General features: G+C 41.5%; 23 protein-coding genes and 1 riboswitch. Of the genes, 6 read left to right on the forward strand and 17 right to left on the reverse strand.

Annotation, left to right across the window (positions count from 1 at the left end; all coding sequences use genetic code 11):
* Positions 1 to 2: 2 nt before the first annotated feature.
* Positions 3 to 782, reverse strand: coding sequence for a spore cortex-lytic enzyme (gene sleB, locus J7E32_RS09570; RefSeq protein WP_214906768.1), 780 nt, complete (start codon positions 780 to 782; stop codon positions 3 to 5).
* Between the two features lie 114 nt (positions 783 to 896).
* A complete protein-coding gene (gene prsW, locus J7E32_RS09575; protein WP_214906769.1) occupies positions 897 to 1,568 on the reverse strand; it encodes a glutamic-type intramembrane protease PrsW in 672 nt (223 codons plus the stop codon).
* A 102-nt stretch (positions 1,569 to 1,670) separates the two neighbouring features.
* Here prsW and J7E32_RS09580 point away from each other — a divergent pair, with 102 nt between their 5' ends.
* On the forward strand, positions 1,671 to 2,642 hold the full coding sequence (locus tag J7E32_RS09580) for an asparaginase (RefSeq protein ID WP_214906770.1): 972 nt from the start codon (positions 1,671 to 1,673) through the stop codon (positions 2,640 to 2,642).
* A gap of 409 nt (positions 2,643 to 3,051) precedes the next feature.
* Here J7E32_RS09580 and J7E32_RS09585 read toward each other — a convergent pair whose 3' ends face one another.
* From J7E32_RS09585 to J7E32_RS09615, 7 genes are all read right to left on the reverse strand, one after another.
* The gene (locus J7E32_RS09585) at positions 3,052 to 4,017 is read right to left on the reverse strand and encodes a YpdA family putative bacillithiol disulfide reductase (protein ID WP_214906771.1); all 966 of its coding nucleotides are present in this window, start codon (positions 4,015 to 4,017) and stop codon (positions 3,052 to 3,054) included.
* Positions 4,018 to 4,137: 120 nt separating this feature from the next.
* Positions 4,138 to 5,415 carry a Glu/Leu/Phe/Val family dehydrogenase gene (locus J7E32_RS09590; RefSeq protein WP_214906772.1) on the reverse strand — a complete coding sequence of 426 codons (1,278 nt, stop codon included), beginning with the start codon at positions 5,413 to 5,415 and terminating at the stop codon, positions 4,138 to 4,140.
* 341 nt (positions 5,416 to 5,756) lie between these two features.
* Positions 5,757 to 6,341, reverse strand: a complete 585-nt coding sequence (locus J7E32_RS09595; protein WP_214906773.1) for a genetic competence negative regulator — start codon at positions 6,339 to 6,341, stop codon at positions 5,757 to 5,759.
* Between the two features lie 65 nt (positions 6,342 to 6,406).
* Positions 6,407 to 7,318, reverse strand: coding sequence for a MerR family transcriptional regulator (locus J7E32_RS09600; RefSeq protein ID WP_214906774.1), 912 nt, complete (start codon positions 7,316 to 7,318; stop codon positions 6,407 to 6,409).
* Positions 7,319 to 7,382: 64 nt separating this feature from the next.
* Positions 7,383 to 8,171, reverse strand: a complete 789-nt coding sequence (locus J7E32_RS09605) for a metallophosphoesterase (protein ID WP_214906775.1) — start codon at positions 8,169 to 8,171, stop codon at positions 7,383 to 7,385.
* Positions 8,172 to 8,194: 23 nt separating this feature from the next.
* Positions 8,195 to 8,653, reverse strand: coding sequence for a hypothetical protein (locus J7E32_RS09610; RefSeq protein ID WP_214906778.1), 459 nt, complete (start codon positions 8,651 to 8,653; stop codon positions 8,195 to 8,197).
* Positions 8,643 to 9,275, reverse strand: a complete 633-nt coding sequence (locus tag J7E32_RS09615) for a CBS domain-containing protein (RefSeq protein ID WP_214906780.1) — start codon at positions 9,273 to 9,275, stop codon at positions 8,643 to 8,645. The genes J7E32_RS09610 and J7E32_RS09615 overlap by 11 nt, the downstream gene beginning before the upstream one ends.
* A 142-nt stretch (positions 9,276 to 9,417) precedes the next feature.
* Between J7E32_RS09615 and J7E32_RS09620 the strand changes: the two genes are divergently transcribed.
* The 3 genes from J7E32_RS09620 to J7E32_RS09630 are packed head-to-tail and all read left to right on the forward strand — an operon-like array spanning position 9,418 to position 10,501.
* Positions 9,418 to 9,648 (forward strand): spore coat associated protein CotJA, encoded by a 231-nt coding sequence (locus J7E32_RS09620; RefSeq protein ID WP_023627506.1) that lies wholly within the window; start codon positions 9,418 to 9,420, stop codon positions 9,646 to 9,648.
* Positions 9,645 to 9,905: a spore coat protein CotJB gene (locus J7E32_RS09625; RefSeq protein WP_192470627.1), complete on the forward strand. Its 261-nt coding sequence runs from the start codon at positions 9,645 to 9,647 to the stop codon at positions 9,903 to 9,905. Before J7E32_RS09620 ends, J7E32_RS09625 begins: the two co-directional genes overlap by 4 nt.
* Positions 9,906 to 9,931: 26 nt before the next feature.
* The gene (locus tag J7E32_RS09630) at positions 9,932 to 10,501 is read left to right on the forward strand and encodes a manganese catalase family protein (protein ID WP_041965695.1); all 570 of its coding nucleotides are present in this window, start codon (positions 9,932 to 9,934) and stop codon (positions 10,499 to 10,501) included.
* A gap of 34 nt (positions 10,502 to 10,535) precedes the next feature.
* Here the strand turns inward: J7E32_RS09630 and J7E32_RS09635 are convergent, their stop codons facing one another.
* From J7E32_RS09635 to J7E32_RS09655, 5 genes are all read right to left on the reverse strand, one after another.
* Positions 10,536 to 10,994 (reverse strand): YpbF family protein, encoded by a 459-nt coding sequence (locus J7E32_RS09635; protein ID WP_353654034.1) that lies wholly within the window; start codon positions 10,992 to 10,994, stop codon positions 10,536 to 10,538.
* A gap of 378 nt (positions 10,995 to 11,372) precedes the next feature.
* Positions 11,373 to 12,104 (reverse strand): LysM peptidoglycan-binding domain-containing protein, encoded by a 732-nt coding sequence (locus J7E32_RS09640; RefSeq protein ID WP_214906782.1) that lies wholly within the window; start codon positions 12,102 to 12,104, stop codon positions 11,373 to 11,375.
* A complete protein-coding gene (locus J7E32_RS09645; protein WP_214906784.1) occupies positions 12,097 to 12,699 on the reverse strand; it encodes a CPBP family intramembrane glutamic endopeptidase in 603 nt (200 codons plus the stop codon). The genes J7E32_RS09640 and J7E32_RS09645 overlap by 8 nt, the downstream gene beginning before the upstream one ends.
* Positions 12,699 to 14,198 (reverse strand): RecQ family ATP-dependent DNA helicase, encoded by a 1,500-nt coding sequence (locus J7E32_RS09650; protein ID WP_214906787.1) that lies wholly within the window; start codon positions 14,196 to 14,198, stop codon positions 12,699 to 12,701. The genes J7E32_RS09645 and J7E32_RS09650 overlap by 1 nt, the downstream gene beginning before the upstream one ends.
* Positions 14,189 to 15,058: a YpbB family protein gene (locus J7E32_RS09655; RefSeq protein ID WP_286182959.1), complete on the reverse strand. Its 870-nt coding sequence runs from the start codon at positions 15,056 to 15,058 to the stop codon at positions 14,189 to 14,191. The genes J7E32_RS09650 and J7E32_RS09655 overlap by 10 nt, the downstream gene beginning before the upstream one ends.
* A 470-nt stretch (positions 15,059 to 15,528) precedes the next feature.
* Between J7E32_RS09655 and J7E32_RS09660 the strand changes: the two genes are divergently transcribed.
* Positions 15,529 to 15,777 (forward strand): ferredoxin, encoded by a 249-nt coding sequence (locus J7E32_RS09660; protein ID WP_023627496.1) that lies wholly within the window; start codon positions 15,529 to 15,531, stop codon positions 15,775 to 15,777.
* Between the two features lie 374 nt (positions 15,778 to 16,151).
* Here the strand turns inward: J7E32_RS09660 and J7E32_RS09665 are convergent, their stop codons facing one another.
* Complete coding sequence (locus J7E32_RS09665) at positions 16,152 to 16,733, reverse strand: ECF transporter S component (protein WP_214906791.1); 582 nt, start codon at positions 16,731 to 16,733, stop codon at positions 16,152 to 16,154.
* Positions 16,734 to 16,894: 161 nt separating this feature from the next.
* Positions 16,895 to 17,027, reverse strand: a riboswitch (FMN riboswitch).
* A gap of 291 nt (positions 17,028 to 17,318) precedes the next feature.
* Here J7E32_RS09665 and serA point away from each other — a divergent pair.
* Positions 17,319 to 18,893 carry a phosphoglycerate dehydrogenase gene (serA, locus tag J7E32_RS09670; RefSeq protein WP_214906793.1) on the forward strand — a complete coding sequence of 525 codons (1,575 nt, stop codon included), beginning with the start codon at positions 17,319 to 17,321 and terminating at the stop codon, positions 18,891 to 18,893.
* A 37-nt stretch (positions 18,894 to 18,930) separates the two neighbouring features.
* Here serA and J7E32_RS09675 read toward each other — a convergent pair whose 3' ends face one another.
* Together J7E32_RS09675 and J7E32_RS09680 are read right to left on the reverse strand one after the other, a co-directional pair.
* Positions 18,931 to 19,743: a histidinol-phosphatase gene (locus J7E32_RS09675; RefSeq protein ID WP_214906794.1), complete on the reverse strand. Its 813-nt coding sequence runs from the start codon at positions 19,741 to 19,743 to the stop codon at positions 18,931 to 18,933.
* 67 nt (positions 19,744 to 19,810) lie between these two features.
* On the reverse strand, positions 19,811 to 20,779 hold the full coding sequence (locus J7E32_RS09680; RefSeq protein ID WP_214906797.1) for a peptidoglycan DD-metalloendopeptidase family protein: 969 nt from the start codon (positions 20,777 to 20,779) through the stop codon (positions 19,811 to 19,813).
* Positions 20,780 to 20,839 lie beyond the last annotated feature (60 nt).

Here is a 20,839-nt window from a genome sequence, read left to right on the forward strand (position 1 = left end):
CCCTATTTACAAAAAATATGTTTCCCAATCTTCTTGATCTGCGGCCGTCCCCATATCCAGGCGCTGGTTGCTGTATCGGGATTAAAATAGTACATCGCATTGCCAGTAGGGTCCCAGCCATTGATTGCATCAAGGACAGCTTTTTTCGCAGTCTCATTTGGCGTCAGCCAGATTTGGCCATCAGCCACGGCTGTGAACGCCCTCGGTTCGAAAATAACGCCGGATACTGTATTCGGGAATGTGGCACTGTCTACGCGATTCAATATTACCGCTGCGACTGCTACCTGTCCGGTATACGGTTCACCCCTGGCTTCTCCATAGACCGCATTAGCCATAAGCTGAATATCATTCTGCGAGAATCCATTTGGTGTATTTGTTGCAGCTGCTGCTTTTGGTGCGGACTGGGTTTGAGTGCCGCCACCAGCTGTACCCCCGCCTGTTTTTTCGCCGCCCCAGGCAATTTTCGCATTTGGCGTCGCCTTCGCAAGCTTAAGTTTTGTTACCCATCCTGCAACTCCATCGATTTCCAGACCGAATTCGTATTGGAAATTCCTTAGAGCCCAGTAGGTACCCCATCCAAATACCCCGTCGATCTTGCCATTATAAAAACCAATATGCTTGAGACGTGATTGGAGTTCTATTACATCCTCTCCTGTAGAACCCTGCTGCAGCACTTGACTCGTAAAGGCCTCAGCCCTTTGATCCACTTCGCTAAATTGTACAAAAGACATGATTAAAGCCAATGCGGCCATCACCTTCAAGATAGACCGATAATTCTTCATTGAATGCAACCCCCAAAGATGTGAACTTAAAAGATTAATCTTATTTTTTGTCAAGAGTTGACTTTTATTCCACAAAACAAAAAAACCCTCCATTTTTTAAGAATGAAGAGTTTCTCAGATTGGATATTGCTTCTCAATATGCTGCAGAGTCAAGGTTCTCGCCTTCTTTACTTTTCGCAGACCTAGCCACCAAAGGAATATCATAAATGGAACCATAAACACGAACCAGTTCTCCCTGGTCATCAGGATAAAATCATACATCCCGTGCAGAAGAACAGGCACTGTTAAGGAGAGCATGATCCATTTCTTTTGAACCCCTGGTGAAAACTTGGCCTTACCTATATAGTAACCCATGATAACCCCAAAGAGCGCATGGCTCGAAACAGGCAACAGCGCCCTGCCAATTGCGTCCTGAAGACCATTAGCGAGCAGATAAAAAATATTTTCAGCCGATGCGAAGCCCAGGGACACAGCCACACTGTAGATGACTCCATCATATGGTTCATCAAAGGAAATATGCTGGAAAATCGCGTAATAGAGGATAAACCATTTAAAAAATTCTTCTAAAAGGCCAACCGTCCCAAATGCTTTAATAAAGTCATCCTGGAACAATCCCTCGGCAGAGAGTACATATTGAATGAACATAAGCGGAAATACAAGCAATGCACCGAATATAAACATTTTAAACACCAGGGATAGCGGCTCTGACCCATATTGGTCCCTTAAATAAAAATAACTTAACAGCGCCAGACCCGGAGCTACCCCGGCAGTAACTATTCCCAGCATATGCTGTCCTCTTTTCAATTTGTTTTTTTAATCGTATCATGTAATTAGAAGAAAGAAAATGGATTATTATTCTTTCTCACTGGTCTTTCGGAGGTAATAGTTTTGAAGAAGAATATTTTATTGATTCATACTGGCGGTACCATTTCAATGAGCGAGGATACAAGTGGAGCAGTAAAACCAGGGACAAATAACCCTTTGACACAAGGAACCGATCATTTATCCAGTTTGGCTGACCTTGTTGTAGAAGAAGCCTTCAATTTGCCTTCTCCACATATTACACCAAAAGAGATGATGGAGTTAAAATTCATCCTGGAGGACTATGATAAAAAAGGCAATATCGACGGAGCCGTAATTACCCATGGAACAGATACACTTGAAGAGACAGCCTATTTCCTGGACCTCACCTGCCAGACCAGCTTCCCGGTCGTCGTTACTGGCGCCATGCGGTCAAGCAATGAAATCGGCTCTGATGGACTCTATAATTTAATATCGTCCATAAGCGTTGCTTCCAGCCCAGATGCAAAAGGCAAGGGTGTCCTTGTTGTCCTGAATGACGAGATCCATACGGCAGTGAACGTCACCAAAACGCATACTAGCAATATCTCAACCTTTCAAAGCCCGCAATACGGCCCGATTGGCATTGTGACAAAAAGGGGTGTTCTTTTCCACCACACTCCAACTAAACATGAAAACTATCCTGTTCAGTACATCAATAAGAACGTGTCACTGATAAAAGCGCATGCGGGAATGGACTCATCCCTACTCAAAGCGTTACTCGAATTAAAAGTTGATGGAGTCGTGATTGAAGCACTTGGACAAGGCAATCTTCCACCAGCAGCACTTGAGGGTGTAAAAGAGTTCATTAAAAACAATATTCCTGTCGTCATTGTTTCCAGGAGCTTTGCCGGCATTGTCCAGGATGTTTATGGCTATGAAGGCGGAGGAAAGCACCTAAAGGAATTGGGTGTCATTTTCTCAAACGGCCTGAATGGACAGAAAGCAAGGATCAAACTGCTGGTTGCTCTGGCCAAGACTGAAAAGATGGATGATATTAATGAAATGTTCATGTTCTAAAAAATGGAGCAATCAGGATAATATATGAAAAAAGCGGTGCCTGTATGTGTGCAGGCATCGCTTTTGGTTTTGTTCAGTGATAAAAAAAAAGGAAATGTACCCTTATGGACATTGGATAATCTCATAAGAGCACGTTTAGCTTCTAAATGTTTCCTTATATGAAGCGAATGTTCTTCATAATGGCGGGATTGTCTTCTTATCGTATCCTTATATCATTTGAAAACTCTCCATAAGGGCACGATTCCCTCTTTATAGTATCCTTATAACATGCGAGACCTCTCCATAAGGGCACGATTTTCACCATCTTTATAGCAAGCGGTAACTCTGTATAAGGGCAAGGATATTTCTCCGTAAACAAAGCGGTGCCATTCGGACACCGCTTTTTCTTACATTGATTCCTACTACCAATCTAAACTCTACTTGATATTGCTTCTGCAATCTGTCCGCCATGGAAGCGTCCATTTTCAATGAATATTTCGTTTGCATTATTCCCGGCCGCAATGACTCCTGCAATAAATATTCCTGGTACATTTGTTTCCATTGTCTCAGAGTTAAAATATGGCCGACCCGTTTCTGTTTCAATTTCCACACCCATTTTCTTAAGAAAGGCGTGGTCCGGCCGATATCCAGTCAAAGCGAAAACATGGTCATTTTTCAATTCCACCGTTTTGCCTTCATGATCATAAACAATGGAGTCTTCAGTGATTTCTTTGACTTCTGCACTAAATATCATATCAACAACGCCCGATTTAACTAGTGCCTCAAATTCTGGCAGCACCCACGGTTTAATGCTTGGCGAATATTCCGCTCCACGATATAGAACTGTCACTCGCGCCCCCGCCTTCTCAAGCTCTATCGCGGCATCAACGCTTGAGTTTTTTCCGCCAATGACTGCAACATCCATGTCAAAGAAAGGATGTGCCTCCTTGAAGTAGTGTGAGACCTTCTCAAGCTCTTCGCCAGGGATACCCATGAAATTAGGATTATCATAATAACCGGTTGCGATGACGATATTTTGCGAGGAGTATACCTGTTTATCAGTTGTCACCTCAAAGCCGGACTCTTGTTTTTTTACTATTTCTGTTACCCTTTCATATTTGTTGATTCTAAGCTTTTCCCGCTTGACGACTTCCCGGTAATAAACAAGCGCCTGATTACGCTTTGGTTTAAGGTTCTCGGTAATGAAGGGTACATCGCCAATCGCAAGCTTTTCACTGCTGCTGAAAAAAGTCTGGTGTGTTGGATAATTATAAATCGCATTCACGATATTTCCTTTTTCGATGATAAGCGGATTCAAGCCCTTATTCTTCAATGCAATCGCGGCAGCAAGACCACATGGGCCTCCTCCGACAATAATGACTTCTTCTTTCTTCATGTTGCCAAATCACTCCTTCTGGATCTATATAAACCGTAAAAGCTGATATATAAAAAATCTCCCATCATTAAATGATAGGAGATTTCATCATAAGATTCAACGAAGAACCCTTTTCTTATGTTAAATCCAGCCTCTGAAGCGGCTAGCTTCAGCCATTTTGCGGACACCGACCATATAAGCAGCAAGCCTCATGTCTACTCTTCGTGTCTGGGCTGTATCATAGATGCTGTCAAAGGATTTCACCATGACCTTTTCAAGCTTATCTTCGACTTCTTCTTCCGTCCAATAATAGCCCTGATTGTTTTGTACCCATTCAAAGTAAGAAACGGTTACTCCACCAGCGGAGGCAAGGACGTCCGGCACAAGCAGGATGCCGCGTTCTGTAAGGATTTCTGTTGCTTCCAGCGTTGTTGGCCCATTTGCAGCCTCAACGACGATACTAGCCCTGATATTGTGGGCATTTTCTTCGGTAATCTGATTTTCTATCGCAGCTGGAACAAGAATATCACAATCAAGTTCCAATAATTCTTTATTTGTAATTGTATTATTGAATAGTTTGGTTACCGTACCAAAACTGTCACGACGATCTAGCAGGTAATCGACGTCGAGTCCGTCTGGGTCATGCAGCGCGCCGTATGCATCTGAAATACCGATGATCTTCGCACCAGCATCATGCATGAACTTGGCCAAGTAGCTTCCGGCATTTCCAAATCCCTGGACAACCACTCTTGCGCCTTCAAGCTCGATTCCCTTTTTCTTTGCAGCTTCGCGGATACAAATCGTAACCCCTTTTGCTGTTGCTGATTCACGACCATGTGAACCACCGAGTACCAGCGGCTTGCCTGTAATGAATCCTGGAGAGTTAAATTCATCTATACGGCTATATTCATCCATCATCCAAGCCATAATCTGTGAGTTCGTGAAAACATCAGGTGCCGGGATATCTTTTGTTGGTCCTACGATCTGGCTGATCGCACGGACATATCCCCGGCTCAATCTTTCCAGTTCCCTGAACGACATGTCGCGAGGATCACAAACAATCCCGCCTTTTCCGCCGCCATACGGCAGATCGACAATGCCACATTTCAAGCTCATCCAGATTGATAAGGCTTTTACCTCTTTCTCCGTTACGTTTGGATGGAAACGTATTCCTCCCTTTGTTGGACCCACTGCATCATTGTGCTGCGCCCGGTAGCCAGTAAAGACTTTAACAGATCCGTCATCCATTCTGACAGGGATTTTCACTGTCATCATCCTGAGCGGCTCCTTTAAAAGCTCAAAAACCTCATCAGGGTATCCGAGTTTTTCCAAAGCCTTGTGAATAACAGTTTGTGTAGATCGTAAGACGTCATGTTTGTCTTCTTTATTTGGATTTTCATTACCGTTTGCGGCTACCATTGATAAACCTCCTAAATCACTTTTGCGGATGTTGTCTGCTTTCATGGATTAGTATACACCTTTGGTTATTTTATGCAAGAAGAAAAAAACAGTTTTCCGCATTTTTTGATTATTAAATGAAAACGCTACCATTCAAGCCCTTATTATTATTGACTTGATAATAAATTTACTGAATAATAAGACATTCCTAGGTTAAATGACTGTATTATAAGAGTCAGATTCGAGGATAACTCAATAAAAATCCTACCTTAGCAATCAGGCATGTTTTTTCCTAAAAAAACCCAATTCTAACAGCCCTTGTATAACACAATATTTCCATAAAAAAAGCCGAAGCCCATCCATTATTTCATAAAATAATGGACAAGGCTTTCGACTGCACGTTCTTCCATAATCTCGTTCCCATATTCAAGCAGTCTGTGGATGCTCAATATTGATGGAACTCCGTATTCTGCCATTAATGACACTGTTTTATTGGTCTCATCAGGCAATATACCATTCATGAGCAAATAATAATGGTCATTCATGAAATGCAGGCTGCCTCCGTCAATTCCGGCGTCCAAAAGTCTTTTTGCCAGCTGGATCACGTCCTCGATATTTTCGAATTCAAACAAAATGTCTTCGCTTCCATCGACCGTTACCTGCATTTCTATAATCCCATCATCAAACTGCTCTTCGTCTTCATCCTGTTCGATCATTGTGACGATCATGACCATCCCCTGGGCATGCAACGAAAAAATTTCCACTGCAACTGAACCGATGATATCCAAATCGAATTCTTCGCTGGCTTCCTCGAGCATATCGTGAAAAAGCTGATGCCACTTCAACGAATCCTTCCATATATCCTCTTTGGTCAAACCCCGGTCGGATAAATCATCTATCGTAAGGAAAATCTTAATTTTATTGTTGGTTAATCGTTCCAAGCGCATATTCATGCCCCCTGCCATCGACAAAGCTCTTATTTTAGTTTATGAAATTATCGCAGGTTGGTGAGTTATTTAAATTGATCAATGCGCTTTTTCAACCATTTTTCCCATTCCGCTCTTGTCATGCCTACAATGTTTTCTTGATATTGTTCCTGCTGCTCTAACGGCATGGAGTCAATCGCTATACCACCGAGCCCAATAATAAGATCTGGATGGATTTTATTAATCTCTTTGGCAAGCTTCAAAGTTGCCTCTCTATTTTCATCAAGAGTGCAAGACAAGAAAAGGAACTTGGGTTTCACCTTTTCCAGCACTGCCTCAAGATCATTCTCAGCAAGGCTTGTGCCAAGGAAGACTACCTCAAATCCTTTTCGCCTTAGGTACAATGTATAGATTAATAAACCCAGTTCATGTCTTTCTCCAGGTCCGCATACAGCAATTGACTTTGGCAGGAAGGCATTGTGCGGAAATGAATTTGATAATCCTTCTATTCTCGAACGTATAAATGACGAAGCAAAATGCTCATGTGCAGTCGTTATACTTCCCTCTTCCCACAAATCGCCCACCTTAATCAAAATCGGACCTAATAAATCAATAACAGTTTTGTCAATTGTAAATATACTGAAGGCCTGGTTAATCAATTCATGAGCTCTGGAACTATTGAACTCAAGAAGTGCACTCAACAGCTTGTCTCCAATTTCATCTACCATGTCCCTTTTAGGCACTTCAGCCTTTTCCATTGATAAAGCTGAGTTTTCAAGCAAAGACACAGCCTGGCTGATGGTAAAGCCTTGATTTATTTTTGAGATTAGCCATTGCAAAATTTCTACATGCTCCTCTGTATACAATCGATGACCGGATTCGTTTCTGACAGGGGCAATCATCTGATATCTTCTCTCCCAAGCCCTGAGTGTCCCGGGCTGAATACCAAGCATTTTGGATACTGCTTTAATATTATATTTTCCTGCGCCGTTCCCCATCCTAATACCTCCGTTATTACCTGTACTACCGATTATAGCCGCGCTGCTGTACCTCTGTAAAACCTCAATCTTCTGTATTGGAATCCGTAACCAATGTAAGTAGATGGGTTTCAGCTCTGGCTCCAAGTCTAAAAGGCACAGCCGTTGTGCCATATCCATTGCTCGTAAGCACCGTTGCACCATTCTTCATTTTAATACCGCCTAATTCATAAGGACCGAACCCGAATATCCTGATCTGCCCCCCATGGGTATGTCCGCTTAAAACGAGGCTAATATTGTGTTCTGGCTTGAGACTGTTGACGATGGCGGGGTTGTGGCTTACAAGGATCCGGAATCCTTCTTCTCCTGCATCACGAATTGCCAAGTCCAGCCTGCTTTTACCAAGACTTAAATCATCAATACCTAAAATATGCAATACATCCCCGGTACTCGATTCAAATTTCACTGCTGTATTGTCTAGTACTTTAACACCCAAGTGGTAAAGAAGTGAGTCTAGTTCATGTGAGTTGAATTCATAATCATTGTTCCCCCAGACGAAGAATACCGGGGCAATCGTTTTTAATTTTTCTATATTGGCAGACACCCTCTCCAAAGGAACGCCTTTTTCCGCGAGATCGCCTCCAATAACCACAAGGTCGGCCTTTCCTTTCACCTCACTGATTATTGAATCTTGAATAATCCGCTTATGGATATCTGATATAAAAAAGATTTTGACAGACCCAAAGCTTTCCGGAAATCCCTTCAACTGGATTTCCTGCTTCAGCACTCTGTCTGTAAAGGCCTGGCGATACATATATAGTAGAAGGAAGCTGCCGATCAGCAGCATTCCAAGTATAAAATAAATTAAATCCATTTCTGCCTCCCGCACTACTTTATCTAGCTTTCATTTGTGTCCTCTGGTGAGCTAAATGACATCATACCATAAAGCAAGCAGAAAACGAAAAAAACTGCCGTCTGCCAAGCTCCTAAGTGTGATAGCAGAAAAAATGAGCCTAGACAGGTAATTGCTAAAATTATATCAGGTACTATGTTTTTATTTCCTCTATATGCACTTATGACAGCAACTCCCCCATCCCTGATCAATCCTCCAATTGCATACATTCCGAATACAAGAGACACTGCTCCTACCAGGAATTCAAATGGATTTAAAATAAACTCACCCAGGAGCTCCCCAGATTGAAAAGGAATTATAGCTGACAGCGAAATGACAAAGAGGTAACCGCAAAGCAGTCCAATGACCATCCTTAAAACCTTCCAAAGCATACAAAAACCTCCCATACACAATGTATGAAAGGCCCTTGTCTTTATTTCCGTATAGAAAAAATCAAACTTCATGAATATCAAGAATGCGGAATCCTGACTCTTCCAGCTTCTTGACAAACTTGTCAATGTTGTCTTTCTTTTCTACTTTCATGACAATTCTGCGGACGAGCTTGTCTGTCTCATCAAAAGTAACCAGCGAGATAATATGCTCATGGAACTGGTGAGCAATATCAGCCAGCCTTGCGATACGGCCTTCCGTTTCGACGGAAGTAAACGCAATCCTTACACCCTCTCGATGGACACCAAAAGCACTCTGGAACTGGTCCAGAGCATCTGAGCGGGTTACAGCTCCCTGAAATTTTCCATTCTCATCTATTACCGCCATTAACGGAATATCTTTCAATTTTACTAACGTTGTTTCGAAAACCTCAATGCCATGAAGGATTTGATCCTGCAGAGTCAGGATGTCTTTCGCATATTTACTTTGTAGAAATTCTTCTTTTTGTCCACCGGTATTGAAGAATTCCTGATAAATTCCATGTCTCGTGACGACGCCTACATATTTGTCACCATCCAAAACTGGAACTCCATCAATCTCATTACCATCCAATTTTTCTAACACACTTTGCAATGTCTCATCCTGTTGTACAGTAATGCATTTGTACTTCGGTATCATAATACTTTTAACAAACATTCAACTCACCTCAAATTTAAAGTACTGCCATATATATATAATTCTCCAGATTAATTAAAATCCCTGCCTGCCAGATAAATTTAACATGAAATGAAATTTTGCTCATAAAATGAAATGAAGTTCATTTAGAGGAGGGCTTAGTTTGTCTACACATAGAAGAGTATGGTATCCGTACGCCAGTCCCTTCGACCCTTGTCCGCCTATTAAGGCAAAAACGTACTCTACACCGCCAAATTTATTTCTGGGCTTTCAGCCGCCCAATCTAGAACAGTTCACTCCAATGCAAGCATTAAGAACAGGGACACTGTGGAAGGTTTTTTATGATCCTTGGTATTCGCCATACGAAGCTCCAAGGGAGGATGATCACTCATGAAGCAATTGCCAAAGGAATTTTATGCTGCCATGGAAGAACTCCAGGCTGTAGATTTTGTTCTCGTGGACCTCACCTTGTACTTAGATACACATCCAGAGGATTATGAAGCTATCAACCAATTCAATCAGTTCGCTAAAGAAAGACGGCGGCTAAAAAAGGTCGTTGAAAGTATGTATGGACCTCTCCAGCAATTCGGCAACAGCTATTCAGGTTATCCCTGGAATTGGGATGACGGTCCTTGGCCATGGCAAATCTAGATTCCAATTAGGAGGGGGTAAGGAACATGTGGCTTTATGAAAAAAAATTACAGTATCCCGTAAAAGTTAGCACCTGTAACCCCATGCTCGCTAAATTCCTCGTGGAGCAATATGGCGGAGCTGATGGGGAGCTTGCTGCAGCACTGAGATACTTAAACCAGCGTTACACAATTCCAGATAAGGTAATCGGATTATTGACTGATATTGGTACAGAAGAGTTCGCTCACTTAGAAATGATTGCCACAATGATTTACAAGCTGACTAAGGACGCAACACCAGAACAAATGAAACAGGCTGGACTTGACGCGCACTACGCTAACCATGACAGCGCTCTATTCTATCATAATGCTGCTGGGGTTCCGTGGACTGCATCCTACATCGCTGCTAAAGGCGACCCAATCGCAGATCTATATGAAGATATCGCTGCGGAAGAAAAAGCAAGGGCTACGTATCAATGGATCATCAATATGAGCGATGACCCTGACCTGAATGATGGATTACGATACCTCAGGGAACGCGAAATCATCCACTCCCAGCGCTTCCGTGAAGCAGTTGAGATACTCAAGGACGAACAAGGGAAAAAGAGAGTATTCTAACTAAAGTAAACTGAAGCATCCGTTTTGGATGCTTCTATTTATTTTCGTGAAACAAATTGATATCAAACTTTTTCTTCATCATATCAAATACTATATGCCGGTTCTTCCACTCTTCTTCTTTTTTCCATAAATCCTTACTTCGGTCTACTATTTCACAACGAAGCGCCTGGTATTCTTTCTCTGCCTTTTCACGTTTCTCCTTAAACAGGATCATCAAGCCATATGTCCCAACCGTCAATATGAGGAAATATAAATTTGCGGAATTCTTGACATACACAGAAAAAATCTCAGCGAAAGAATAAGAATACGGCTTTAACACTGTAATATAAAGATAGTAGAAATAAACAGATATCAATCCAATCGTCACCCATACCGACATAAGATGCCGGGATTTATACCGGTCAAACTTTTTCTTTCGGTCAATTACATTCTGTAGCATCCTTTTAGTTGCTGGGTCCGTTCGATCATCCAGATTCTCGATTTCCAGTTCCACGGCAAGCCCCTCCCCTTTTTATAAAGCTCTTTTCACAAACTTTGTTGCTATTGACAACAAAATAGGATTGAATTACCTATGTCTCTTCACAAAAAATTAAAGCTTATTTTTGTGAAAAGCAGTTTGTACACTTAATACCCAACTATAAAATGGCTATTATAATCGGCTTAAGAATACTAACAACAATCTTTACAAAAACAGCCTTTTATAATTTTTATGAACTTGTCCATGGAGTTATGATATCGTGATCCAAAAATAAGATTGAAAACAAGAAAAACCGGACCAATTCCATTAATATGGACTGAATCCGGCTTTTTCGCTTAATTCTCAAGAAAATCTAAAAGACAGCAAATATTAATAAGCTCTTTGTCACTCTGACTAATTTTTTACGGGTATCTTTAATACTTGTCCTGCCTGAATTTCATTTCCCTGGATGTTGTTTGCTTTTTTAATGATTGGGATGCCTTCCTGGGATTTATAATATGTCATCGCTACTCTGAATAATGTTTCATTCGGTTTGACTGTATGATAAAGGACCTTTTCACTGGTTGCGGATTCGCCTTCACCTGTAGCTTTGGTGCCTTCTGTGTCTGCTGGTTCATTCTCAGACTCGGCAGAAGCTGGAACTGTGATTTTCCCGCTTTCTTTATCGTCACTGTCTCCAGGAGCTTCGGCAGTGTTTTTATCCCCGCTGCTTGTTGGAGCAGGCCCGGCTGCCACAACATCGATTTCCTCTGGATCAGTAATTTCTTCATAAGATGGTGCTTCTTGGTCTTCGTCTTCTACTTGGCCCACACCTTTACCATCATCCTGACTTTCAACATTGATCATTTCCACTCCGGCACGTTCCAGAGACTTATTCAAAGGCATCTTTGTGCCATCCAAATACGAGATAATGCTGAAAAAAGTAATAGGCAGCAGGATGAAAAACAGAGCCATCAACCTGATGACAGGATACTTTACTTTAACCCTGGTTTTTTTCTGTTTTTGCCTGTGCATCTCTCTTCTTGGAGGAAGGGATTCCTTTTTTTCAACAGTATGCCCGGATTTGCGCTCTACCCTTTTTCTCAGCCGCTCCGCCTGGTCCCTGATAGGTTTTTCCTTATTCACTGTCTGTACCCCCAATTGTTGCTTGAGTCCTGAATTTAATGATCAATCCTAAAATAAAATCAATGATAAAATGCATCACGATGGTCACAACAAGATTATTTGTCATCATATAAATATAGCCAATCAAGAAACTCAATAAAATAATATTAGTAAACAAAAACCAATTAAACAGATAGCGGTAATGAACGACTGCGAAAATCAGGCTAGATATGATTAACCCAGTGTTTGTCTGAATGACTCCCCTAAAAAGGATTTCCTCACTGATTGCTACCATCGCAGCAATGAGCATGATTTGGAATACACTTCTATTCTTAAATATTCTTTCGTTCAAGCCGCCATCGTCGTAGTACGACTTTGGCAGATATTTCATAAGGATAAAGTCCAAAGCCACGACTGCCAGACCAGCAACTACCCCGATCAATAAAATGTTCCAATCGGCCCAAATAAATAATTCTTTGAGATCAGTAAAGCTATCAAACAATATCATACCTAATATAGTTGAAATCGTTAATAGTAAAATTTGCGTAGCAACTAAGTGGAAAAGCAGTTCTTTTTCAGTAAGTCCTGCCACTGTTTCCTTATATTCATCTTTCATTATATCCGCTCTCTCATCAATAGGATTGAAGCCAATTCCTGCTTCCAGTCCAACGCAACTAGCGATTGTTCACTGGATGGTTCGGTTTCTTTATAATGGTCCATATCTAATCCACAGCTGATGCAGCAATTCTGTGGCCGTTCCTGCAATTCGTCGCCGAACATTTCCAAAATAACTTTCCTCTTACATTCCTTTGTATGAACCCAACCGAGCATCTTCTTAATTTTTGTATTTTTTACCTTCAAGCGGTTTTCGATCATTTGGAGAAGACTTTGTTTATCTTCTTTATAATCCAGCGCGCCTATATTAGACAGGTAATCTTCGACGACCCTCCATTGAATTTCAGTGAAGCCGCATATCATTGATAGCTCTTCGGCGAGGTCTGAAAGATTTTTATAAAGAATACGGTTATCGATTAAATAAGCAAACAATCTTTCAATCTGATATTGATCAGGGAGCTCACCTTCAGCGAGCTGGTAGGCCAATTGTTCGTCACCTGGCGAGTACAGCAGGATGGCAATTGAATCGCGGCCATCTCTTGCTGCTCTTCCTATCTCCTGAAGATAGGACTCAATTTGCATAGGCATGTGGAAATGAATCACAAATCGGACATTTTCTTTATTAATTCCCATTCCAAAAGCACTGGTAGCACATATGACGTCAAGTTGACCATTGAGGAATTGCTGCTGTATGAGGACCCGGCTTTCCGTATCCAGGCCCCCATGATATGCCATGGCATTCTTGATTCCTTTTTCTCTCATATGCACTGCAGTTTGCTCGACGACTTTTTTGCTGGAAAAATAAATGATCCCCGGCCCCTTTAAATACTTCACCAGCTCAACTGTCCGGTCCAGCTTATCCTGAAAGGCAGATGCAAATTCCAAAGCTAGCGAAATAGCAGGGCGGTCAACAGAATAGACAACCTCATTCCATTCTTCTAAATGGAGCTTTTCGGCAATATCCTTTCGAACTTCCTTTGACGCTGTAGCTGTTAGCGCAAGCGTCAATGGTTGTCCCAGCTTCTCCCTGAATTCTCCAAGCTTGAGGTAGTCCGGCCTAAAATCATATCCCCATTGAGAGATACAGTGTGCCTCATCCACAACGAACAGTGATACAGACAATTTCCTGATCCGATTCAATACAGATTCAATTCCCAGCATTTCTGGAGATATGAAGATAAACCGATACCTTTCGAGTTCTTCAAGGGCTTTAGCCTTTTGCTGTGGTGACAAAAAGGAATTCAAGGCAATTACTCTCTTTTCACCCATTGCCATCATTTGTTCTACCTGATCCTGCATTAGTGACAGCAGCGGTGAAACAATCAAGACCGGCCCGTGCACTAGATAGCCTGGAAGTTGGTAGCACAGGGACTTTCCCGTTCCAGTTGGCAACATAGAAATCGTATGTTGTCTTTTTAAAACGGATTCAATCGTTTCTTCCTGCCCTGGACGGAACTCCTCGAACTTAAAATACTTTTTTAAATATCTTTTTAACTCCATTCCACATCACCATATTTAGCAAGAACAAGCCTGATTTCAAAATAAGAAGCATCAGCCACTTGTTCCTTGATTTGCTTTAACTTTTTAGCAGAATTCCGCTTTGCCGCCTGTAGAATGCTTTCCTTTTTAATCAAAGGAACATAGTGGTCTATATCGAATTCCTTGATAGAAAGAGCAATCTCCACAACATGATCTTCAATGGTGCTTTGTTTTAGGTTGCGGACAGCCGCTATCTCTTCCAAGGTATAACCCTTCTGCATTAATTTATATGTCTTATCTGTCGAAATCGTCAAAGGAACATTACTCTCTGCCTTCTTGATCAATCCATTAAGTAAAGGGTAGCCTTGTGAATTCTCCAGCACCTTATTAAACATTGCATGCAAGCAATTCAGGAATTCAAAATGATAGTGAGCAGGTTCGAGTCCAATCCATTCGGCAGCCTGCATAGTCGTCAATCCAATTTTCCTGTAGCCTGTCAACCTTATAACAACAAGCTCCGGCTTCGTCTTTTCATTTTCCAGCGCAGATGCAAGTTCACCATACAGCCTTTCTGCCAGCTTAAATCGATCTTCATTTTGTTGCTTAATGTATTGTTTTACCCAAGTAAGGGTTTCCCGCTTATTCCTCACAGGTATAAAGGAGCGCTCATGATTAATCAGGTTTGAACTCACCTGAATAAGCAGCGTTAGCCTCTCCCAAAAAGAATCAGTCACCTGGTGATATTTCCAGCCATTTAGATAGTCAGGAAGCCTGTATTCCAACAACTTCTGTTCCAGGGTGGCTTCGCCCTTTCCTGTTAATATTACCTTGGTATCTGCTATTTCCTCTAACAGCCCTCTATTCTGCAGTTGGTTAATCATTTTTTCTAGTCCCTCACGGGTAACTGAGGGATATGTATGAAAATATGGGGTTATTTTGTATAAATGAGCGTCCTGAATCGTCTGAGAGGATCGCTTTCCCTGTAAAAGATGAAATAACGAATAGATGGTTCTTTCACCATTGATTCTTTTCAATATTGATAAAACAACTGTCTCCAAATACGTTATCCCCATAACATCACCTTTGAATGAAAAATTAAGCAAAGGGCACGATAATATTCGGCGCCCACTATAGCAGAAAAATAATATAACATTATTTTAACATGAAAATATCTCGTAAAATGTTTTATTTTCAACGAAAAAACCATTCAATGCCTTGTGTGATAAGCATTCTCAATACTTTTTTTATTGAAATGTTGGCGATACAGTTTTACAATAGATATGAGGAATACGTTTTCACTATTTAGGTGAGAACAGCATATTATTGTTAAACACTTGGGAGGAATTATATCATGGCTAAGTACACAATTGTTGACAAAGAAACTTGTATTGCATGCGGAGCTTGCGGTGCAGCTGCTCCAGATATCTACGATTACGACGATGAAGGCATCGCATTCGTAACTCTTGATGAAAATGAAGGTATCGTTGAGATTCCTGATGTATTAATTGACGACATGATGGACGCATTCGAAGGCTGCCCAACTGACTCAATCAAAGTTGCAGATGAGCCATTTAACGGAGATGCTACTAAGTTCGAATAAAGAAATACATAATTCCCGCTAATAAGCGGGAATTTTTTTGTTTTAACGCTGTTTTCGTAAAGATTGTTGTTAAAATCCTAAAGCCGATTTTAACGTAATAAAAAGCCATTTTGCAGGTCGGTACTAAGTTTGCATGCTCTTTTCTCATAAAAAGAGTCAACTTTACGAAAAAAAGAAGTCTGAATCCTATTTTGTTTTCAACAGCAACAAAGTTTGAGAAAAGAGCCTATTTTAAAGAGTTTCGATATGCTTGCTTTTTATCTACCACGTACTAAAACATTTGCGTGGATAGCTCAGAGTGAGTAATTACTAATCGTTATAAATTAAAAAGCAACGGTGCAGGCCGTTGCTTTTGTATAAGATCTCATATGAGTTTATGCACTTTTGAATGTTTGCTGTCTCTCAATCCATGTTTTCATCCTTGTGAACATCAGCATGAATATGACAGACATCAGTATACCTTTAACGAAATTGAATGGTAGAATCCCTGCAACAATCATGGCTCGCGCTTCCGGTCCCGACATTGCTGGCATGTTCAAAAACAATGTGTATGCAGGAAGGAAGACGTAGTAGTTAAGGACACTCATCAGGATAGCCATACTTGCTGTCCCAGCCACTAATGCAAATGTCATTCCCCTATTGGTTTTCATCCGTTGATAAATATAGTAAGTTGGCAGAATGAATAATACTCCTGCAACAAAGTTGGCAGCATGGCCTACTGGAACTCCCGTATCACTGCCTGTCATGAAATAATCCAGCGTATTCTTTAAGAATTCTACTAAAATACCGGCTACCGGACCAAAAATCAACGCAGCAATTAATGCAGGAATATCGCTGAAATCGACCATTAAAAATTTTGGAAACGGCGGCAGCGGAAAATTCAGCAGCATCAATACATAAGAGATACTGCTCAGCATACCAATTGAAACCATTGCTTTAACACTAAATTTTTTCATTTTTCCTCTCTCCTTATAGAGATCCATCTCACATAAAGAAGAAAGGTTCAGCAATCACACACCCTAACAAATAAACCCTCAAGTTCAATACTTGAGGGAGTTTTGTGAAGGGCATGCTTAATAAACATTCAAAACCTGCATTTTTTGAACGTCTGCAGAACCTCCATCTTCTCCCATCCAGACTATACTGTCGGCTTTGGAATCGCACCAAATCCTGCCCATACAGGCTCGCGGGCTTAAAGAATCAATCTTATTACCGCCGATCGGGAATTTCACCCTGCCCCGAAGATAGACCATATTTAATTTAACAAGTTCATTATACTGAAAAAAAGATAATTTGTGAAGGTGTCTGCTTGTGACGTTTTTTTGACAGAGATGAGTTAAATGCATTCCGTTCGTGACACATTTATAATTTTAATACTAAACTCCTGATAAATTCGGAATAACTGAATATATTTAGTATTAATCAATAGATTTTGTTTGCGCTTTCATTCTATTCATGAACAATTATACAATTTGACAAAAGAATATTCGTCTTGTAAAATAATCAGAAAATTACCACTTTAACAAAGGGAGTGAGAATGGATGTTCCAGGTTTTAGCGGCAGATTCAATAAAAGAAGAAGGCTTACAGCCATTATTAGAACAGGATGGTATCCAGGTACATATCGGGAGTGTTGACTCTGAGAGTATAGATCTACAAAAAATCGATGCCCTGATCGTCAGGAGCGCAACGAAAGTCACCTCAGAACTGCTCGACAGAATGCCATCGTTGAAGCTCGTCGGCCGGGCAGGAGTCGGAGTCGATAATATCGATGTTGCTGAAGCGACAAAAAGAGGAATTATCGTCGTCAATGCCCCGGATGGAAATACCATTTCAACCGCAGAGCATACATTTGCAATGATGTCCGCCTTAATGAGAAACATCCCCCAGGCACATGCCTCTGTAAAAAATGGAGAATGGAAAAGAAATCAATATATTGGCAATGAGCTATACGGAAAAACATTAGGAATCGTGGGTTTGGGAAGGATTGGTTCTGAGCTCGCAAAAAGGGCCAGGGCTTTCGGAATGTCAGTTAAGGTCTACGACCCATTCCTGACGATGGAACGAGCAGAGGTTTTAGGCGTCCAACTATCCACCTTCGATGAGGTCCTCGCTGAAACGGATATCATCTCGGTCCACACACCTTTGACGAAAGAAACAAAAGGACTTCTTAATGAAAAGACATTGAGTCAAACTAAAAAAGGGGTTTACCTCCTCAATTGTGCGAGAGGTGGAATAATTGATGAGATTGCTCTTGCCCACTACATTGAAAAGGGCCATGTCGCCGGTGCTGCACTGGATGTATTTGAAACTGAACCCCCAGGGGACCACCCATTGCTGAAACTTGATTCTGTCATCACCACCCCACACCTAGGAGCCTCAACAAAAGAAGCGCAATTGAATGTTGCTACCCAGGTCGCCAGAGAAATCAGTACTTATTTTGAAAATAAACCTGTTGCCAACTCAATCAATCTCCCAGCGATGTCTAAAGAGATCTATGAAAAGATCCAGCCTTATCACCAGCTTGCGAAAGAAATGGGCAAGATTGTCTCAGAATGTCACAATAAAGGAATCAGTGAATTGACCGCCACCTATTCTGGTACTGCGGCGGAACTCGAAACGTCCTTTTTAACAAAGGCACTGCTGGCAGGGTTCTTCGAAAACCGCATTGATGTGAAAGTAAACGAAGTGAATGCAATCCACATCGCAAAAGAACGCGGTATCATGGTGGGGGAAAAAGTGACTGGGAATTCATTTGGTTACGCAAATACCATAACAGTAAAAGCCAGCGGAGACGGAGAAACTTTTACAGCTAGAGGAACATACATCGAGCATTACGGGCCACGAATTGTCAGCCTGGACGGCTTTAATATTGATTTCCATCCATCAGGAAACCTTTTGTACATCCAGCATATGGACCGTCCTGGTGTAATTGGGCATGTAGGAAAGGTCCTGGGAGACCACGGTGTGAATATCGCGACAATGCAAGTCGGCAGAAAAGAGGCTGGCGGCGAGGCTATCATGGTCCTCTCTTTTGACAGACCACTGCCAGATGAAATGGTCGAAAAGCTGAAATCACTGCAGGACATTGTTACGATCAACAGTATTATACTCTGAACAAACAGGCCTCCCTACAGTGAGGCCTGTTTGTTTTTCAACCCAAAGGATATGATTTTCGTTCTCCTTTTGAGAAGGTGATAATTTCTTCGTAACCCACAAGCCTGGCAAGCGTCAGAGCCTGATCAAAATCAGCACCGACATGCTCAGGTACATGGGCATCCGATGACAAGACAATCGGTATATTCTTATCAAAGCACATCTGCAAAAGCCTTTTATCGGGATATAAAGTCTGAGTAGGCTTCCTTAATCCTGCAGTGCTTATTTCCACACAGGTCTTGGATTGGGCCAACGCCGTTGTTGCCCTATCATACTGTTCCAATAGGAAACTTTCATCCTCAGGGACATATTTAAAAATCTTCACAAGATCGATATGCCCGATTATATCAAACAGATTTGATTGCGCCAGAGTTACTACCTGGTCAAAATACCTTCGATAAACCTCATAAACATCTCTTCTGTCCCACTCTTTTCGATACTCGGCAAGATCAATCCCAAAATCACCAATCCAATGGATCGATCCAATTACATAATCGAAGTCATAGCTCTTGATGAACTGCTCCATCTCCTTATGCTTGCCAGGAGTGTAGTCCATTTCGATCGACATTTTAACGTCAATTTCGTTTCTCCACGCTTGCTCGAAAAGATCGACGTAATCTGCCATATCATAGAATCTGCGTTCATCCACCCAGCTGTTGCGTAAAATATCAGCAGTCTGATAAAAGTGATATGCATGCTCAGAAATCCCGAAATGCTGGATCCTCTTTTCATTGGCTGTATCAGTAAACTGTTTCAAATAATCAAGCGTCAATGTGCCTCTTTCCAAATGGTTGTGGTAATCCGTCAGCATAGTGCCCATCCCCTTTGTGACCGTTTTACCTATTATACTTTCAGATAATAACCGGTACAAGGCTAGATTATCGGGTTATTAATATTTGCTGAGGTCGTATCGTGTCAGATGTCAGATTGTTCAGGGCTTTTAATTTTTCAATAGTGGTGTTCGTCTTTCTCGCGATAGAGTGCAGTGTATCCCCTGCTTCAACGACATAACTCTGATCATCTGATTTCACAATTACTAAAATATCACCTTGAGAGATGTGGCTATTATTTATGTCATTCTTTTGCTTGATCGCTTCTACCGATGTGTTATATTGTCGTGCTATTGACCAGAGAGTCTCTCCTCTTTGGACGGTATGATTTACCTGTTTCTCTTTTGGCGGCAGGACGGCAGCCACGGTATCCGGTCCATTTATTTTCACATTTTCAGCGCTTACATTCTCACCTTGATTAATGAATGTATCATCGTTCAGACGCAGCTTCGCGATTGTTGCCAGCGACACTTCATTACGTTTTTGCTCCATAGCTACTACTGGTTGTCCTATAGCTGCTTCTCCCAAAGCCAATACAGGGTCCATGGCATTTTCCTTTCCATATGTCCATTTTTCTTCATGGATTTCAAAATGAAGATGAACACCAGAAGAATCCCCTGTGTTTCCCATCAGGCCGATAATATCACCTTGCTGAACGACCTGTCCTTCCTTAACATTCCTTTTGTTCAAATGGGCGTATACAGTTTCCAGATTGTTGTCATGCTTAATGAACACAACATGTCCATACGAACCCGAATAATATGACTTTGTTACTACTCCTTTATCAACACTATGTATAGGTGTTTTGAATTCACCTGCAATGTCAATTCCCTTGTGGTGGCCATGACGTGTTCCATATAAATCCGTAACGACCCCCTCAGCCGGCCAAACCCAATCTGAAGTCAATTCCTTTATATCGAGCATTTCTGCCTGAGAGTGCTTTCCGCCAAGAAATAGCAAGCTGATACAGAGTGCCATTAACCCAGCAATGAGTAAACGCTTTATGTAATCCTGCATTTTCTTCCTCCTTAACTTTTTACTCCCTTTCCATCCCTATGACAGCCTGTACGAAATTAG

The organism is Bacillus sp. ISL-55 (assembly GCF_018613155.1).
In the GTDB taxonomy this organism is placed as follows: domain Bacteria; phylum Bacillota; class Bacilli; order Bacillales; family Cytobacillaceae; genus Mesobacillus.

What these genes read in the sequence shown, in the direction of transcription:
- sleB (WP_214906768.1), bottom strand. Translation starts at nt 782, where the DNA reads ATGAAGAATTATCGGTCTATCTTGAAGGTGATGGCCGCATTGGCTTTA.
- prsW (WP_214906769.1), bottom strand. Translation starts at nt 1,568, where the DNA reads ATGCTGGGAATAGTTACTGCCGGGGTAGCTCCGGGTCTGGCGCTGTTA.
- J7E32_RS09585 (WP_214906771.1), bottom strand. Translation starts at nt 4,017, where the DNA reads ATGAAGAAAGAAGAAGTCATTATTGTCGGAGGAGGCCCATGTGGTCTT.
- J7E32_RS09590 (WP_214906772.1), bottom strand. Translation starts at nt 5,415, where the DNA reads ATGGTAGCCGCAAACGGTAATGAAAATCCAAATAAAGAAGACAAACAT.
- J7E32_RS09595 (WP_214906773.1), bottom strand. Translation starts at nt 6,341, where the DNA reads ATGCGCTTGGAACGATTAACCAACAATAAAATTAAGATTTTCCTTACG.
- J7E32_RS09600 (WP_214906774.1), bottom strand. Translation starts at nt 7,318, where the DNA reads ATGGGGAACGGCGCAGGAAAATATAATATTAAAGCAGTATCCAAAATG.
- J7E32_RS09605 (WP_214906775.1), bottom strand. Translation starts at nt 8,171, where the DNA reads ATGGATTTAATTTATTTTATACTTGGAATGCTGCTGATCGGCAGCTTC.
- J7E32_RS09610 (WP_214906778.1), bottom strand. Translation starts at nt 8,653, where the DNA reads ATGAAGTTTGATTTTTTCTATACGGAAATAAAGACAAGGGCCTTTCAT.
- J7E32_RS09615 (WP_214906780.1), bottom strand. Translation starts at nt 9,275, where the DNA reads ATGTTTGTTAAAAGTATTATGATACCGAAGTACAAATGCATTACTGTA.
- J7E32_RS09625 (WP_192470627.1), top strand. Translation starts at nt 9,645, where the DNA reads ATGAAGCAATTGCCAAAGGAATTTTATGCTGCCATGGAAGAACTCCAG.
- J7E32_RS09630 (WP_041965695.1), top strand. Translation starts at nt 9,932, where the DNA reads ATGTGGCTTTATGAAAAAAAATTACAGTATCCCGTAAAAGTTAGCACC.
- J7E32_RS09645 (WP_214906784.1), bottom strand. Translation starts at nt 12,699, where the DNA reads ATGAAAGATGAATATAAGGAAACAGTGGCAGGACTTACTGAAAAAGAA.
- J7E32_RS09650 (WP_214906787.1), bottom strand. Translation starts at nt 14,198, where the DNA reads ATGGAGTTAAAAAGATATTTAAAAAAGTATTTTAAGTTCGAGGAGTTC.
- J7E32_RS09655 (WP_286182959.1), bottom strand. Translation starts at nt 15,058, where the DNA reads ATGATTAACCAACTGCAGAATAGAGGGCTGTTAGAGGAAATAGCAGAT.
- J7E32_RS09660 (WP_023627496.1), top strand. Translation starts at nt 15,529, where the DNA reads ATGGCTAAGTACACAATTGTTGACAAAGAAACTTGTATTGCATGCGGA.
- J7E32_RS09665 (WP_214906791.1), bottom strand. Translation starts at nt 16,733, where the DNA reads ATGAAAAAATTTAGTGTTAAAGCAATGGTTTCAATTGGTATGCTGAGC.
- serA (WP_214906793.1), top strand. Translation starts at nt 17,319, where the DNA reads ATGTTCCAGGTTTTAGCGGCAGATTCAATAAAAGAAGAAGGCTTACAG.
- J7E32_RS09675 (WP_214906794.1), bottom strand. Translation starts at nt 19,743, where the DNA reads ATGCTGACGGATTACCACAACCATTTGGAAAGAGGCACATTGACGCTT.
- J7E32_RS09680 (WP_214906797.1), bottom strand. Translation starts at nt 20,779, where the DNA reads ATGCAGGATTACATAAAGCGTTTACTCATTGCTGGGTTAATGGCACTC.